9 protein-coding genes and 1 riboswitch are annotated in these 13,596 nt (G+C 73.0%); of the genes, 2 read left to right on the top strand and 7 right to left on the bottom strand.

Annotated elements, in window-relative coordinates; all coding sequences use genetic code 11:
• Positions 1-16: 16 nt before the first annotated feature.
• From ACGFNF_RS15000 to ACGFNF_RS14990, 3 genes are all read right to left on the bottom strand, one after another.
• Positions 17-2,716 (bottom strand): hypothetical protein, encoded by a 2,700-nt coding sequence (locus ACGFNF_RS15000; protein ID WP_393168266.1) that lies wholly within the window; start codon positions 2,714-2,716, stop codon positions 17-19.
• A gap of 109 nt (positions 2,717-2,825) precedes the next feature.
• Entirely contained in the window at positions 2,826-4,442 is a 1,617-nt protein-coding gene (locus tag ACGFNF_RS14995) for a hypothetical protein (protein WP_357578901.1), read from the bottom strand.
• Positions 4,443-4,540: 98 nt separating this feature from the next.
• Positions 4,541-5,053, bottom strand: coding sequence for a MarR family transcriptional regulator (locus ACGFNF_RS14990; protein ID WP_357578900.1), 513 nt, complete (start codon positions 5,051-5,053; stop codon positions 4,541-4,543).
• Between the two features lie 50 nt (positions 5,054-5,103).
• Between ACGFNF_RS14990 and pip the strand changes: the two genes are divergently transcribed.
• Positions 5,104-6,063: a prolyl aminopeptidase gene (gene pip, locus ACGFNF_RS14985; protein ID WP_357578899.1), complete on the top strand. Its 960-nt coding sequence runs from the start codon at positions 5,104-5,106 to the stop codon at positions 6,061-6,063.
• A 64-nt stretch (positions 6,064-6,127) separates the two neighbouring features.
• Here the strand turns inward: pip and ACGFNF_RS14980 are convergent, their stop codons facing one another.
• Positions 6,128-7,783, bottom strand: coding sequence for an L-lactate permease (locus ACGFNF_RS14980; protein ID WP_357578898.1), 1,656 nt, complete (start codon positions 7,781-7,783; stop codon positions 6,128-6,130).
• A gap of 137 nt (positions 7,784-7,920) precedes the next feature.
• Positions 7,921-9,120, bottom strand: a complete 1,200-nt coding sequence (locus ACGFNF_RS14975; protein ID WP_393168263.1) for a chorismate-binding protein — start codon at positions 9,118-9,120, stop codon at positions 7,921-7,923.
• Positions 9,121-9,243: 123 nt separating this feature from the next.
• On the opposite strand from ACGFNF_RS14975, the gene ACGFNF_RS14970 reads away from it, so the two are divergent.
• A complete protein-coding gene (locus tag ACGFNF_RS14970; RefSeq protein WP_151456036.1) occupies positions 9,244-9,444 on the top strand; it encodes a DUF5999 family protein in 201 nt (66 codons plus the stop codon).
• 127 nt (positions 9,445-9,571) lie between these two features.
• Here the strand turns inward: ACGFNF_RS14970 and gcvP are convergent, their stop codons facing one another.
• Both gcvP and ACGFNF_RS14960 read right to left on the bottom strand, forming a co-directional pair.
• Positions 9,572-12,418 carry an aminomethyl-transferring glycine dehydrogenase gene (gene gcvP / locus ACGFNF_RS14965; protein WP_393168261.1) on the bottom strand — a complete coding sequence of 949 codons (2,847 nt, stop codon included), beginning with the start codon at positions 12,416-12,418 and terminating at the stop codon, positions 9,572-9,574.
• 72 nt (positions 12,419-12,490) lie between these two features.
• Positions 12,491-12,589: riboswitch (glycine riboswitch) on the bottom strand.
• Positions 12,590-12,693: 104 nt separating this feature from the next.
• Positions 12,694-13,554, bottom strand: a complete 861-nt coding sequence (locus ACGFNF_RS14960) for an NAD-dependent protein deacetylase (RefSeq protein WP_357578895.1) — start codon at positions 13,552-13,554, stop codon at positions 12,694-12,696.
• Positions 13,555-13,596: the final 42 nt, after the last annotated feature.

The raw sequence follows: 13,596 nt of genomic DNA, 5'->3' as shown, positions 1-13,596 counted from the left end.
ACCCGGGCCGGTGGCGTCACAACTGCTGGCCGGTCCTGGGGTCGTAGCTCACCTCCACCGCCACCACCTGGTCGGTGGGCAGCACCTCGATCCACTGGTCGAAGACCTCGTACGGGGCCGCCGGGCGGAAGCCGCCGTCGAGCGGGTCGAACCCGGTCTCGAAGACCTTCTCGGCCACGAGGGTGTTGGCGATCTGCGTGTTGTCCTTCTGCAACTTGAGCGCGAGGATGTTCAGGACCTGCCCGACCGTCTTGTTCCGGTACTCCTCGGGATCGCCCTCCTGGAACGGGTAGGGAAGCCCCAGCGCCGCCTGCCCCTCCACGTTGGCCTGCTTGAGCCACTCCAACGCCGCCTGTTCGCGCCCGGGTCGTACGGGCAGGACCGCCTTGGCCCACGCGGCGTTGAGGAACTCGTTGCGGCGCGCGTCGCCGTCGGCCTGGATCAACCAGCCCAGTGAGCTGCCCGAGGGGGCCGGCTGGGTCTGCTCGGTGATGAGGTAGTTCACCCGCCACTCGTCGGAGACCGTGCCGTCCGGGTTCATCGTGTTCGTCTTGTCGGTGTGGGAGTACCAGGTGACCACGGTCCGGTCCGCGAGGACGCTCGGGTCCCGCACCGGGTACTTGCCGAGGCTGGTCTGAGTGGGCGGGGCAGGCGCCGGTGGAGTGGTGGGTGGCGGGGTGATCTCGCGGGGCCGCCAGTAGTCCGGTGCCACGAAGTACAGCATCTCGTCGACGTCGAAGATCTGCCGGAGCAGCTCCGAGCCCAGATACAGGTCCGCGAACAGGTCGAACGGCTTCAGCTTCTGGATCAGGCTCCCGTAGATCGCCTGGCGTTCCTCCGTGCGCAGGTCCTGCGACGGCCGTGGGCGCATGGCGCTGAGCAGACCGAGGCGGTCCCGCACCGCCGAGGCGTACGCCGTGCGTTGCAGCTCCGCCACCTGCGCCTGGTAGGCCTTCAACTCCTCGTTGTAGCGGTCGTGGGCCTCGTTGGTCTGCGGTGGGTCCCACGTGACGTCGAAGGTCAGGCTGATCGGGCTGAGGTCGCCCGAGTGGAAGAACTTCGCGAAGACCGCGAAGCCGGTCTGCTCCTGGTTGGTGCGGATCAGGTCGGGCACGAACGCGCGACCCGGTGCGACGGAGACGAGTCGCGCGTCCTTCAGCTTGTAGCCCCGCTCGGGCGGCGACGGAGTGAAGTCGATGCGGGCCACCGCGTGGATGGCGTTGTCGTGGTCGGTGATCCCCTCGGCGTCCGGAGGGGAATGGTGCACGAACTCCATGTTCGCTTCCGGCGGGTCCTGGGTGGCCCGCACCTTGCGGATGGGGAACGTCCCGGTGAACGGGGTCGTCCTGGCCACGAGCGGCGGTGGCGGCTCCGGCTTCCGCAGGGCGGTGAGGTCCGGCGCCGCGACGAGGTGCACCAGATCCCCCAGGCCCAGGTTGCGGCCCGGCGCGGGCAGGTACACCTGCCAGCACAGCCGCCCGCCGATGTGCTGCACCTGCACACCGACCTTGCGCATCTTGCGCCGCAGCTCGTAGTTCACCAGCTTGCCCGTGGTGTTCTGCACGAGGTAGCGGCGGCTGGACAGGTCGGTGCTCTCGGTCACCGTCTTGAACGTCGTCTTGTAGTTCCTCTTGATCTCGCTGGTGACCTTCGCGCTCTGCGTACGGGAGTGCTTGTGGGTCTCCTCCGAGGACCGCTTCACCGTGGCGTTCAGGCTGAAGCTGGCGCTGGCGTCCGCGTGGTAGACACCGACGTTGGCGCCACCGGAGGCGCTGATGCCGAGCTTGGTGTCGTTGGCGTTGTCCTCCTTGACGGCGTTGGCGATGTCCTCCTGCTCCGTCAGGCTCTCCTCGACCTTGCGGGTGGTCTCCTCGAACTGCTCGGCGGTCTTCTCGACAAGGGTGCGCCGCGTGCTGGTCTCGACGAGTTCCACGGTGCCGCCCGGGCTGAGCCACAGGTGCCCGGCGGGCGGACCGAGGAACGTGTCGAACTCGAAGAAGTACTGCCGGAACAGATTCACCAGCCCGACCGGCGAGAGCACCCCACGGATCGGGGCGTCGAAGTGCTCCGCCAGGGCGGTGAGCGCCGCGTCGTCGAGCGTGCTCGCCGCCTCGGCCCTGGAGAACGACTCGTGGTCGAGGTCCAGCAGGGCGCGGTCGGTGGCGCCGTGGGCGACGCGCAGCGCGTTCTGCATGCCGAACCAGCCCGCCAGCGGCTGGTAGATGCCGAAAAGTTCGCTGGCGTACGGCAGGGTGCCGGCGAACGCGGTCAGGGGCCGGCCGGTGTGCACCGGCGGGCCGTTGACGGGTGCGGTCAGCACCTGCGCCGGAGCCGACGTGCCGCCGGGGACGGTGGCGAAGGGCAGCGGCGCCGGCGACTGGCCGGTCACCAGCTTGACCAGCAGCGTCTCGGCGGTGGCCTCGGCGGCCGGCGCGACGAACGAGATGGTCTGCGTGCCCGCCGAGCTGGTGAGCCGGCCGGCGTACTGCCGCGACGAGCCGGCCTCGCGGATGAGGAACATGTTGGCCAGCGCGGGGGTGTTCGGGAACTCGCTGGGGTCCCGGACGTCCATGTCGCGTGGCAGACCGAGGGCGATCCGCTGGTTGGCCGGGATCTCTCCGGGCGGGTTGGGCTCGATCGTGTAGGACCAGATCCGGTAGCCGGGGTCGGCCCCGGCGACGGGAGCCTTGCCGCTGAACGTGACGGTGATCGCCATGATGCCCCTTCGGCCGATGCGCGGGGGTGACGCCTGGATCGTACGACCGGTGACGGGTTCACATCCTGCCGTAATCGGATGTCCGTCTGTCCTGTCCCGCCGCAGGCGGCTAGGGGCGCGGCGCTGCCGCCCGGCCGAGGGTGGTCATCGACAGGGCGTGCGAGAACCCGATCCGGGGGATGGTGTGGTGCGGGTCGAGGAACACCGGCAGCTGCGGTCCCGAACTGCCGTCCACGTACGGGTTCGACACCCGCAGGTCCGTCCAGCGGGCGTTCTGCAGCAGCCGCGCCCAGAACGTGCCCCGTGCCGGTGGCGTCGGGCGGTCGAGGTCGAGGCCGGCGCCGCGCAGGTCCTTCCACACCGGATGGGGGTCGGTCAGCGGGTCGGGCGGACCGGTGTCGCCCGAGTGGTAGCTGCGTACGACCCGGCCCGGGTCGTGGTTGAACCACACCCGCAGCAGGTCGAGGTAGGCGCGCCAACCGCCGGTGCCGCTGTGGTGGCCGTCGAGGTCCCACACCTCGCGGAACGCGCGGGCCCACTCCCGCCGGCCGTCGGTGCCGCCGCCCATCGGCACGCCCCAGAGAGTGGAGTTGAGCCCCACGGGAAAGGTGAGGTCGGACATGAGGGCCTTCACCGCGCCCATGCCCTGGCTGAAGCCGGCGACCGCCACCTGCCCGACGGCGGGCACCGCGCCGAAGTCACCGGAGTAGAGCGGCGGGAAGATCGTCCGCAGGTTGGGCCCGGCCAACTCGTGTGCGGTGGCGTCGGGCTTGCGCAGCCCTAGGCTGCTGGTGCGGCACTGCCGGTGCAGGAACACCGCGACCTCACGCAACATCCGCAGCAGCCCCTCGCCGGTCGCGAACGGGCCCCACTGCCCCTGCGGGAACAGCGGCATCACCAGCACCGAGCGGTTGCCCCAGCCCAGCGACTGGAAGGCGAAGAAGGCCTCGTCGAGAAGGTACTTGCGGGCCAGGTTCAGGTATTCCTGCAGTGGCGCCGCCGCGTTGACCAGCCCGTACGGGTACCGGGCGGTGTAGTCGCCGGTGCTGGGGCTGCAGTAGACGACGAAGTCCAGACTCGTCACGGGCTTGGGGTCCGGCAGGTTCGGCGACACCACGGCGACGACGAACTTCGGATCGGACTGCGTCGCGGCGTACTCCAGGAAGTGGAACCGACTCAACGCCGCGATGTTGACAGTGACCTCACGTTTCTCGCCGAACCGGTCCCAGCCCGCGTCGGTCTCGGCGGCGGCTGCGGGCTTCAGCAGCTCCCGGTTGGCCTGGCGGAACGTCAGCGTGTTGTTGTAGTGCCCCGCGTAGGTGTGGATCTGCGGGTTGTTGGGCCAGCCCACGACCCGTGCGGCCCTCGGGTCGCGCCCCCGGCTGGCCATGATCCGCGTGACGTCGGCGTCGGAGAGCGTGACGACCGGCGACGGGTCCATCCGCCCGAGTGTCACGGTCATCGTCACGTCGTCGCCGGAGACCGCGCGGCGGGCGAGGGAGTTGTCCCACGTGGCGGAGCGCATGTCTCCGGTGAAGGTCACCCGCTCGGCGACGTACGCCGGATGGCTGACCCGGATCTGCGGCACTGTCGGCTGGTGGGACACGACGGTGCTCCAGCGTCCGGCCCCGTCCGTGGTCCCCTGCCCTGCGTCGAGCACGACGAGCGCGCCGGGCACCGCGCCGAGGTTGGCGTCGAGCACGCGGACGGTGAGGGTGATGGCCACCGGCACAGTCTGCAACCGTCGGCCGGTGCACGTCAGGACAAATTGCCGACATCGGGTGCGGCGCCGGCACGCGGGGCCTGCGGGCGGGCCGGCCGCCGTCAGTGTGGTGCGGCCGGCGGCGGGCCGGGGTCCGGGGAGGGCGGCAGGCCCGCGTCGGCGATGCGTTGGCGCAGCGGCCGTCGGCGCATCGCGGCGAGGACCTCGTGCAGCACGTCGGCCAGCGGCACCGTCAGTTCCGTGTCCAGTTCGCGTATCGCGGCGGTCGTCGCCGCCCACTCCGCCTCGATCAGTGGAAGCAGCTCGCGGGCCCGGCCGCTGAGGTGCACGATGCGTTGCCGGGCATCCGCCCCCGCGGTCAGCTCGACCAGGCCGGCGCGGGCCATCTGCGCGACGGTCTGGCTGGCCGCCGAGTGGGTGACCCCGACCCGGCGGGCCAGGTCGCGGATGGGCAGTGGCCCGTCGGCGACAAGCACCCGCAGCGGTGGCGAGAACCGGGGCCGGTAGTCGGGCAGGCCCCGTTCGGCGTAGACCGTGGCGACGTCGCCATCGAGCACGTCGAGCACGTGCCGAAGCAGCGTGCCCAGGGCCTCACGTTCAGGTACGGCTGTCACTCCGCTAATGTAACAGCGCTGTTGTATCGATGATCACGAAGGGAACGACGATGGCGCAGCGATACCCCCCGATCGAGCCGTACGCGCACGGGATGCTCGACGTCGGCGACGGGCAGCGCGTGCACTGGGAGACCTGCGGCAACCCGGACGGCAAGCCCGCCGTGGTGCTGCACGGCGGGCCCGGCTCCGGCTGCACGCCCGGCTGGCGGACCCTGTTCGACCCGGCCCGCTACCGGGTGGTCCTGTTCGACCAGCGGGGCTGCGGCCGAAGCACCCCGCACGCCGCCGACCCGGACGTGGACCTGTCCACCAACACCACCGACCACCTGATCGCCGACATCGAACTGCTGCGCGAACACCTCGGCGTGGACCGCTGGCTGGTGCTCGGCGCCTCCTGGGGCGCCTCCCTCGCCCTGGCGTACGCGCAGCGGCACCCGCAGCAGGTCAGCGAGCTGGTGCTGTTCAGCGTGACCTCCGGCACCCGACGGGAGATCGAGTGGCTCACCCGGGAGATGGGGCGGATCTTCCCGGCCGAGTGGGCGCGTTTCCGCGACGGCGTGCCGCCGGCCGAGCGCGACGGCGACCTGGCCGACGCGTACGCCCGGCTGCTGGCCGACCCGGACCCGGCGGTGCGCGAACGGGCGGCGCGGCAGTGGTGCGACTGGGAGGACACCCACGTCGCCACCGCCCCCGGTCACCGGCCCGACCCCCGCTACGACGACCCGGTGTTCCGCATGCTGCAGGCCCGGCTGGTCACCCACTACTGGCGTAACGGATGCTTCCTGCCGGAGGGGCAACTGCTGCGCGAGGCGGGTCGGCTGGCCGGCATCCCCGGCGTGCTGCTGCACGGCAGGCTCGACATCAGCAGCCCACCGGAGGTGGCGTGGCAGCTGGCCCAGGCCTGGCCCGACGCCCGGCTGGAACTGCTGGAGACCGCCGGACACGGATCCGCCAACGGCATGGCGGAGCGGGTCGTGGCGGCGCTGGACGACTTCGCCGAGCGCCGCTGACGAAGCACCGCGCACCTGAGGACGAGCCGCCACTGTCCCGGCCGCGAAGCGCCCAAGGCGCCGGCTACGGCACCATCCAGGACAGCAGGGGCGTCGCCTGTAGCCCGACCAGCACACACATCAGGGCGAGCAGCAGCACGCTCGGGCCGAACATCCGCCGGAACAGGTCGCCCTCGCGGCCGGTGAGTCCGACCGCCGCGGCGGCGATCGTGAGGTTCTGCAAGCTGATCATCTTGCCGAGGGTGCCGCCGGAGGCGTTGGCCGCGGCCAGCAGGACCGGATCGAGGCCGGCCCGCTGCGCCGCGGCCACCTGGAGCGCGCCGAACAGGGAGTTGGACGACGTGTCCGAGCCGGTCAGGGCGACGCCGAGCCAGCCGAGCACCGGCGCCAGCACGGCGAAGAGGCCGCCCGCGCCGGCCATCCAGACGCCCAGGGTGGCGACCTGCCCGGAGGCGTTCATGGTGAACGACAGCGCCAGCAGCCCGACCACAGTCAGCACGGCCCACCGCAGTTCGAACAGGGTGCGCCCGTAGAGCCCGACGGCCTCGCGCGGCGGCACCCGCAGCAGCGCCACCGTGATCAGGCCGGCCACCAGCAGCAGCGATCCGGGGGCCGCGAGCCAGGCGAACCGGAACGTGGTCAGCGGTGACGGGGCACCGGAGGCGGTGACGACGTGCAGTCCGGGCCAGGAGAACGCGAGCGTGCCGGCGTCGAGCAGCCGCTTGACGGCCGGCACCTGGGAGACGGCGAAGACCGCCACGATCGTCGCGTACGGGGCGTACGCCCGCCAGCGCGAGCCTGCCGGCGCCGGCGCGTCGGGCTCCGACAACCCACCGGCGGCGCGCTCCGGCAGCAGGCCGGCGTCGCGCTCCCGCGGCCCGCCGCCGACCGGCACGGGGACCGTCCGCCGCACCACGCCACGGCGGACGACGAGCAGCAGGACGCCCGCCCCCGCGAACGCGGCGGTGATGTCGGCGAGAGCGGCCGTCAGCCAGTTCGCCGTGACGAACTGGGCCACCGCGAACGCGCCGCCGCACGCCAGCGCCGGACGCCACAGCTCGCGCACGCCCCGGCGGCCGTCGGCGACGACGAGCAGGACCAGCGGGACGACGACCGCGACCACCGGGACCTGCCGGCCGGCCATCATGCCCAGTTCCGTGGCGGGCAGCCCGGTCACCCCGGCGAGGGTGGTGATCGGCAGGCCGAGGGGCCCGAAGGCGGCCGGCACCGTGTTGCCGACCAGCGCCACGGCGGCCGCCCGCAGCGGGGTGAAGCCGAGGGCCAGCAGCATGACCGTGGTCACGGCGACCGGCGTGCCCTGCCCGGCCAGGGCCTCGAGCAGCGACCCGAAGCAGAACGCGATCACCAGGGCCTGCACGCGGCGGTCGTCGCTGATCCGGGCGAAGCCCTGCCGCAGCGTGTCGAAGTGCCCCGTGTGCACGGTCAGGCGGTGGATCCAGATCGCCGTCGCGAACGTCCAGACGAGCGGGAAGAGGGCGAAGGTGGCGCCCTGGCTGGCGGCCAGCAGCGTCTGCGGCAGCGGCATCCGCCACAGCCACCAGGCCAGCACGACCGCCACGCCCAGCGCGCCGAACGCCGCCACCCACGCCCGCGTACGCACGACTCCGAGCAGCACGAACAGGGTGAGCAGGGGCAGCGCGGCACAGGCGGCACTCAGCGCGAGCGACCCACCGACGGGTTGCAGGGGTTGCTGGTACATCGGGACCGCCTCGGCTGCGCACGCCCCGGCCCGGGTGGCGTGGAGTACGGCCCATCTCACCGGACGCGGCCGGCGCGGCGCCTCTTCCAACGTGCGCAGCCCGGCGGCTGCGCCGACCGGCCGGTGGGGTTCGCCGCTCAGCCGCCAGCGAGCGCCGCGCGCACCGGGGCGGCCTTCGCGGCGGCCTCGGCGACCTCGGCGTCGGGATCGCTGCCCCACGTGATGCCCCCGCCCGCCCACACGTGCACCCGCTCGGCGTCCACGGCGGCGGTGCGGATGGTCAGGCCCAGGTCGATGCGGCCCGGGGCGACCCAGCCGAGCGCGCCCATGCTGGCGCCCCGGCCGACGGGCTCCAGCGCGGCGATGCGGTCGAGGGCCGCGAGCTTCGGAGCACCGGTGACGGAGCCGCCGGGGCAGACCGCGCGCAGCAGGTCCGCCAGGCCGAGCCCGTCGGCGACCGCCGCGGAGACCGTCGACTCCGCCTGCCACAGGTCGCACCACCGGCGTACGGCGAACAGCTCGTCGACGCGCACGCTGCCGGTGCGGGCGACGCGGGCCAGGTCGTTGCGTTCCAGGTCGACGATCATCACGTGCTCGGCGCGTTCCTTGGCGGAGGCGAGCAGTTCGGCGCGGCCGGCGGCGGTGGCCGGTCGGGTGCCCTTGATCGGCCTGGTGATCAGGCGTCCGTCGGTCAGCTCCACCAGGGTCTCGGGGCTGGCGCAGCCGATCGCCCAGCCCGACCCGGCGAGGGTGCCGCCGTAGCGGGCGCCGGGCAGCGCGGCCAGCCGGCTCAGGGCCGGCAGGGGGTCGCCGGTGTAGCGGGCGGCGGCGTGGCCGACGACGTTGACCTGGTAGACGTCGCCGCGGCCGATCGCCGCGCGGACCGCGCTCACGGCGTCGGCGTGCTGGCGGGGCGTCCAGCTCTCCGCGAAGGTGCCGCGCCACCAGGGGGCGGCGGGCGCACCGACTGCGCCGGGCGGCGTGCCCGGGCCGTGGCCGTAGACGACCACGACGACCTCGGGCAGCCCGGTCACGGGGTTGGCGGCGCCGGCCGACGCGCCGACCAGGGCGGCGCCGGCGGCCGCGGAGACGTAGAGAGCGGCCCCGCACACCCCGGCCGCGTCGTGGCGGCCGGCGGGGCGGGCCAGGTCGTGCAGCGGCAGGCCGTGCGCGGCGAGGAACTCCTCGGCCCGCGCCGCCGGGTCGCCGTCGTCGGCGGGCCGCCACTGCCAGCGGGCCCGCTCGACGAGGGTACGGCGGCAGCCGGCCGGCGCTCCCGGCGCGCCGACCGTCAGTCCTGGGAGCGTGTCCACGCCGTCCGGCCCATCCTGTCTCATCCGTTCAGTGGATTTCGGAAAAACGACGCGCATACCTGCTCGATGCCGGCCACTTTCGCTTGGTACTGTGCGTCACTGGTCATGTGAACCATGACACAGTGCCCCCACAGTCCGGAGAACCCGATGTGCCAGCACCAACCCACCTGCCCCTCCGCCGAAGCGACCGACCGGGACGCCGCCCGGGTCCTCGCCTGCTTCCCTGAGCAGGGCTGGAGCCTGCTCTGCAACGGTGTCATCGTCTTCGAGGACACCGGCGAACTCCTCCCCGACGGCAGCAGCATCGCCCCCCACCGCGGCCCCGCCCGACACGCCCTCGTCGCCTGACCCCTGTCACGCTGCGTCACGCCTTTTGCACTCGTCGATCTGAGCTGGTCCCCCGGTCGGGACACCCCCCGCCCAGGTCGACGCACCCGCCGGGGCGGCACCACGACCGCCCCGGCGTCACGCGACGTCAGTCCTCGAACGCCTCCGGCGCCGGGCAGGAACACACCAGGTTCCGGTCGCCGTACGCGCCGTCGATGCGCCGCACCGGCGGCCAGTACTTCCCGGCCCGCTGCACCCCGGCCGGGTACGCGCCGACCGACCGCGGGTACGGGTGCGGCCACTCGTCGCCCGACACCATCGCCGCGGTGTGCGGGGCGTTGGCGAGAGGATTGTCGCCGGCCGGCCACTCCCCCGAGGCCACCCGGTCGATCTCCGCCCGGATGGCGATCATCGCGTCGCAGAACCGGTCCAGCTCGGCCAGGTCCTCGCTCTCGGTGGGCTCCACCATCAGCGTCCCCGCCACCGGGAACGACATCGTCGGCGCGTGGAACCCGTAGTCGATCAGCCGCTTCGCCACGTCGTCCACGCTCACCCCGGTCGCCTTCGTCAGCGGCCGCAGGTCCAGGATGCACTCGTGTGCCACCAGGCCCTTGTTGCCCGCGTACAGCACCGGGAAGTGCCCGCGCAGCCGCGCCGCCACGTAGTTCGCCGCCAGCACCGCCACACCGGTGGCGCGCACCAGCCCCGCCGCGCCCATCATCCGCAGGTACGCCCACGGGATCGGCAGGATCCCCGCCGATCCGTACCGCGCCGCCGAGATCGCCGGCCGGCCGTCGACGTGCACGCCCAGCGGATCGCCCGGCAGGAACGGCGCCAGGTGCGCCCGCACCGCCACCGGACCCACCCCCGGACCGCCGCCGCCGTGCGGGATGCAGAACGTCTTGTGCAGGTTCAGGTGCGACACGTCCGCCCCGAACTTCCCCGGCTTGGCGAACCCGACCAGCGCGTTGAGGTTCGCCCCGTCGACGTACACCTGACCGCCGGCGTCGTGGACCTTCGCGCACAGCGACGCGATGCCCGTCTCGTACACCCCGTGCGTCGACGGATACGTCACCATGATCGCCGCGAGGGCGTCCCGATGCTTGTCGATCTTCGCGTCGAGGTCCACCAGGTCGATGTTGCCGCCGTCGTCGCAGCCCACCACGACGACCCGCATGCCCGCCATCACCGCGCTGGCGGCGTTCGTGCCGTGCGCCGACGACGGGATCAGACACACGTCCCGGTGCCCCTCACCCCGGTCCCGGTGGTACGCCCGGATCGCCAGCAGGCCCGCCAGCTCACCCTGCGAACCGGCGTTCGGCTGCACGCTGACCGCGTCGTAGCCGGTCACCTCCGCCAGCCACCCCTCCAACTGGGAGATCATCTCCCGGTAGCCGGTGGTCTGCGCGTCCGGCGCCAACGGGTGCACGTGCGCGAACTCCGGCCAGCTCACCGGCTCCATCTCGGTGGTGGCGTTGAGCTTCATCGTGCACGACCCGAGCGGGATCATCCCCCGGTCCAGGGCGTAGTCGAAGTCCGACAGTCGCCGCAGGTAGCGCAGCATCGCCGTCTCCGAGTGGTGACTGCGGAACACCGCGTGGGTGAGGAAGTCCGACGTACGGGCCAGCGCCGCCGGCAACGCGCCGGTGACCGGCGCGTCCGCCACGGCCACCGGCCGCCCGGCCACCGTGGCCCCGAACGCGTCGCACACCTTCCGCAGGTGCGCGGGGGTGGTGGTCTCGTCGCAGGACACCCCCACGTGGTCGGCGTCGACAAGCCGCAGGTTCACCCCCCGGGCCGCGGCGTCGGCGACCACCGCCTCCGCGCCGCCGGGCACCCGCACCAGGACGGTGTCGAAGAACGCCTCGTGCACCACCTCGACGCCGTCGACACCCCGCAGCGACGCCGCCAACCGCACCGCCATGTCATGGGTACGGCGAGCGATGCGCCGCAGCCCCTCCGGGCCGTGGTAGACGGCGTACATGCCGGCCATCACCGCCAGCAGCACCTGCGCGGTGCAGATGTTGCTGGTCGCCTTCTCCCGCCGGATGTGCTGCTCCCGGGTCTGCAACGCCAGCCGGTACGCCGGGTTGCCGTCCGCGTCACGCGACACCCCCACCAGCCGGCCCGGCAGCATCCGCTCCAGCCCCGCCCGCACCGCCAGGTAGCCGGCGTGCGGCCCGCCGAAGCCCATCGGCACGCCGAAACGCTGGGTGGTGCCGGCCGCGATGTCGGCGCCGATCTCCCCCGGCGCGCGCAGCAGCGTCAGCGCCAGCAGGTCCGCCGCCACGGTCACCAACGCCCCGACCGCGTGCGCCGCCTCGACCAGAGCCGCCTGGTCACGCACCGCCCCCGACGCCCCCGGGTACTGCAGGTGCAGCCCGAAGAACTCCGCCGGCAACTCGTCGCGCCCGGTGTCGACGATCCGCACGTCGATGCCGAGGGGCTCGGCCCGGCTGGTGATCACCGCGATGGTCTGCGGCAGGGTGTCGGCGTCGACCACGTACACCGGGCTCCTGCTCTTCGACGCGCGGCGCGCGAGCGTCATCGCCTCCGCCGCGGCGGTGCCCTCGTCGAGCATCGACGCGTTCGCGGTGGCCAACCCCGTCAGGTCCGTGACCATGGTCTGGAAGTTCAGCAGCGCCTCCAGCCGCCCCTGGCTGATCTCCGGCTGGTACGGCGTGTACGCCGTGTACCAGGCCGGATCCTCCAGCACGTTGCGGCGGATCACCGCCGGGGTGTGCGTGCCGTGGTAGCCCAGACCGATCATCGACACGGCCACCGTGTTGCGGGCCGCCAGGGCCCGCAGCTCAGCGAGGGCGTCGTGCTCGCTGGCCGGCTCCGGCAGGTCCAGGGTGCCGTGCCAGCGGATCACCTCGGGAATCGCCGCGTCCATCAACTCTTCGACCGAGCCGTAGCCGACGGCCTCCAACATCCGGCGCTCGTCGTCCGGATCAGGGCCGATGTGGCGGGCGGCGAACTGCTCTGCGGTCATGGGCGGCGCTCCCGGGGCGAGGTCGACAGGTCGGCCTCCCCCTCTGTCGCGCCCGCGAGGCGCTCCACAGTGCCTGCCCACGAGGTCCTTTTGCCTGAGAGGTTCCGGGGAGGATTTGCCCCTTCGGCGCCGCCCCGGATGCTGCTGGGCGGTCTCTCCCACGTGGGTGCTGCCGGCATGGTCAACGCTACCAGCGCCGCACCGCCCACCGGAGGTCGTACCCCCGCCGGCGACAACCGTCGATGAGCAGCCGGCCCCGCACCCCCGGCAGGCCGCTACCGGCCCACGCCCGCCAGCCCCGCCGCGGCATCGCCAACCATCCGGTCGGCCAGCGCCGGCAGCAGCCGCCCCAACGGCGCGTCGACGGTCAACGCCGCATACCCGTCGCCCCGGGTCGGGCCCTGGTTGACGATCACCACCGGAATGCCCAGCTTCGCCGCGCGCACCACGAACCGGCGACCCGACATCACCGTCAACGACGAACCCAGCACCAGCAGCAGCCGCGCCCGCGCCACCAGCTCGAAACAGCGGGACACCCGGGCCGCCGGCACCATCTCCCCGAAGAACACCACGTCCGGCTTCAGCATGCCGCCCCGGCAGAACGTGCAGTCGACCGTACGGAACCGGGCCACCTCGTCGTCGGCGAGATCCACGTCACCGTCCGGGTTCACCGCCGCGGCCCGCGCGTCGAAGCCCGGGTTCGCCTCCCGCAGCCGCCGGTCCAACTCCTCCCGCGACGTCCGGTTACCGCAGCCCAGGCACACCACCTCGTCGAGGCGCCCGTGCAACTCCACCACCCCCGGGCTGCCCGCGGCGGTGTGCAGCCCGTCCACGTTCTGCGTGATGATCCCCTCGACCAGCCCGCCGGCCTGCAGCCGCGCCACCGCCCGGTGCCCCTCGTTCGGGGCCGCCCGCGCGATCACCCGCCACCCCAGGTGGCTGCGCGCCCAGTAGCGCCGCCGCGCCTGCGCGTCGCGCGTGAACGCCTGGTACGTCATCGGGGTGTGCCGCCGCGCCGCGCCGCTGGGCCCCCGGTAGTCCGGGATGCCCGACTCGGTGGACAGGCCCGCCCCGCTCAACACCACCACACCACCGCCGGCCACCAGGCCAGCCAGCGCGTCGACCGTCTCCGTCACCCGTCCATGCTGCCTCAGGCGACCACCCTGCGGCGACCGGCC

The organism is Micromonospora sp. NPDC048868 (genome assembly GCF_043198195.1).
Lineage (GTDB): Bacteria > Actinomycetota > Actinomycetes > Mycobacteriales > Micromonosporaceae > Micromonospora > Micromonospora reichwaldensis.
This window is presented reverse-complemented; position numbering and strand designations above follow the sequence as displayed.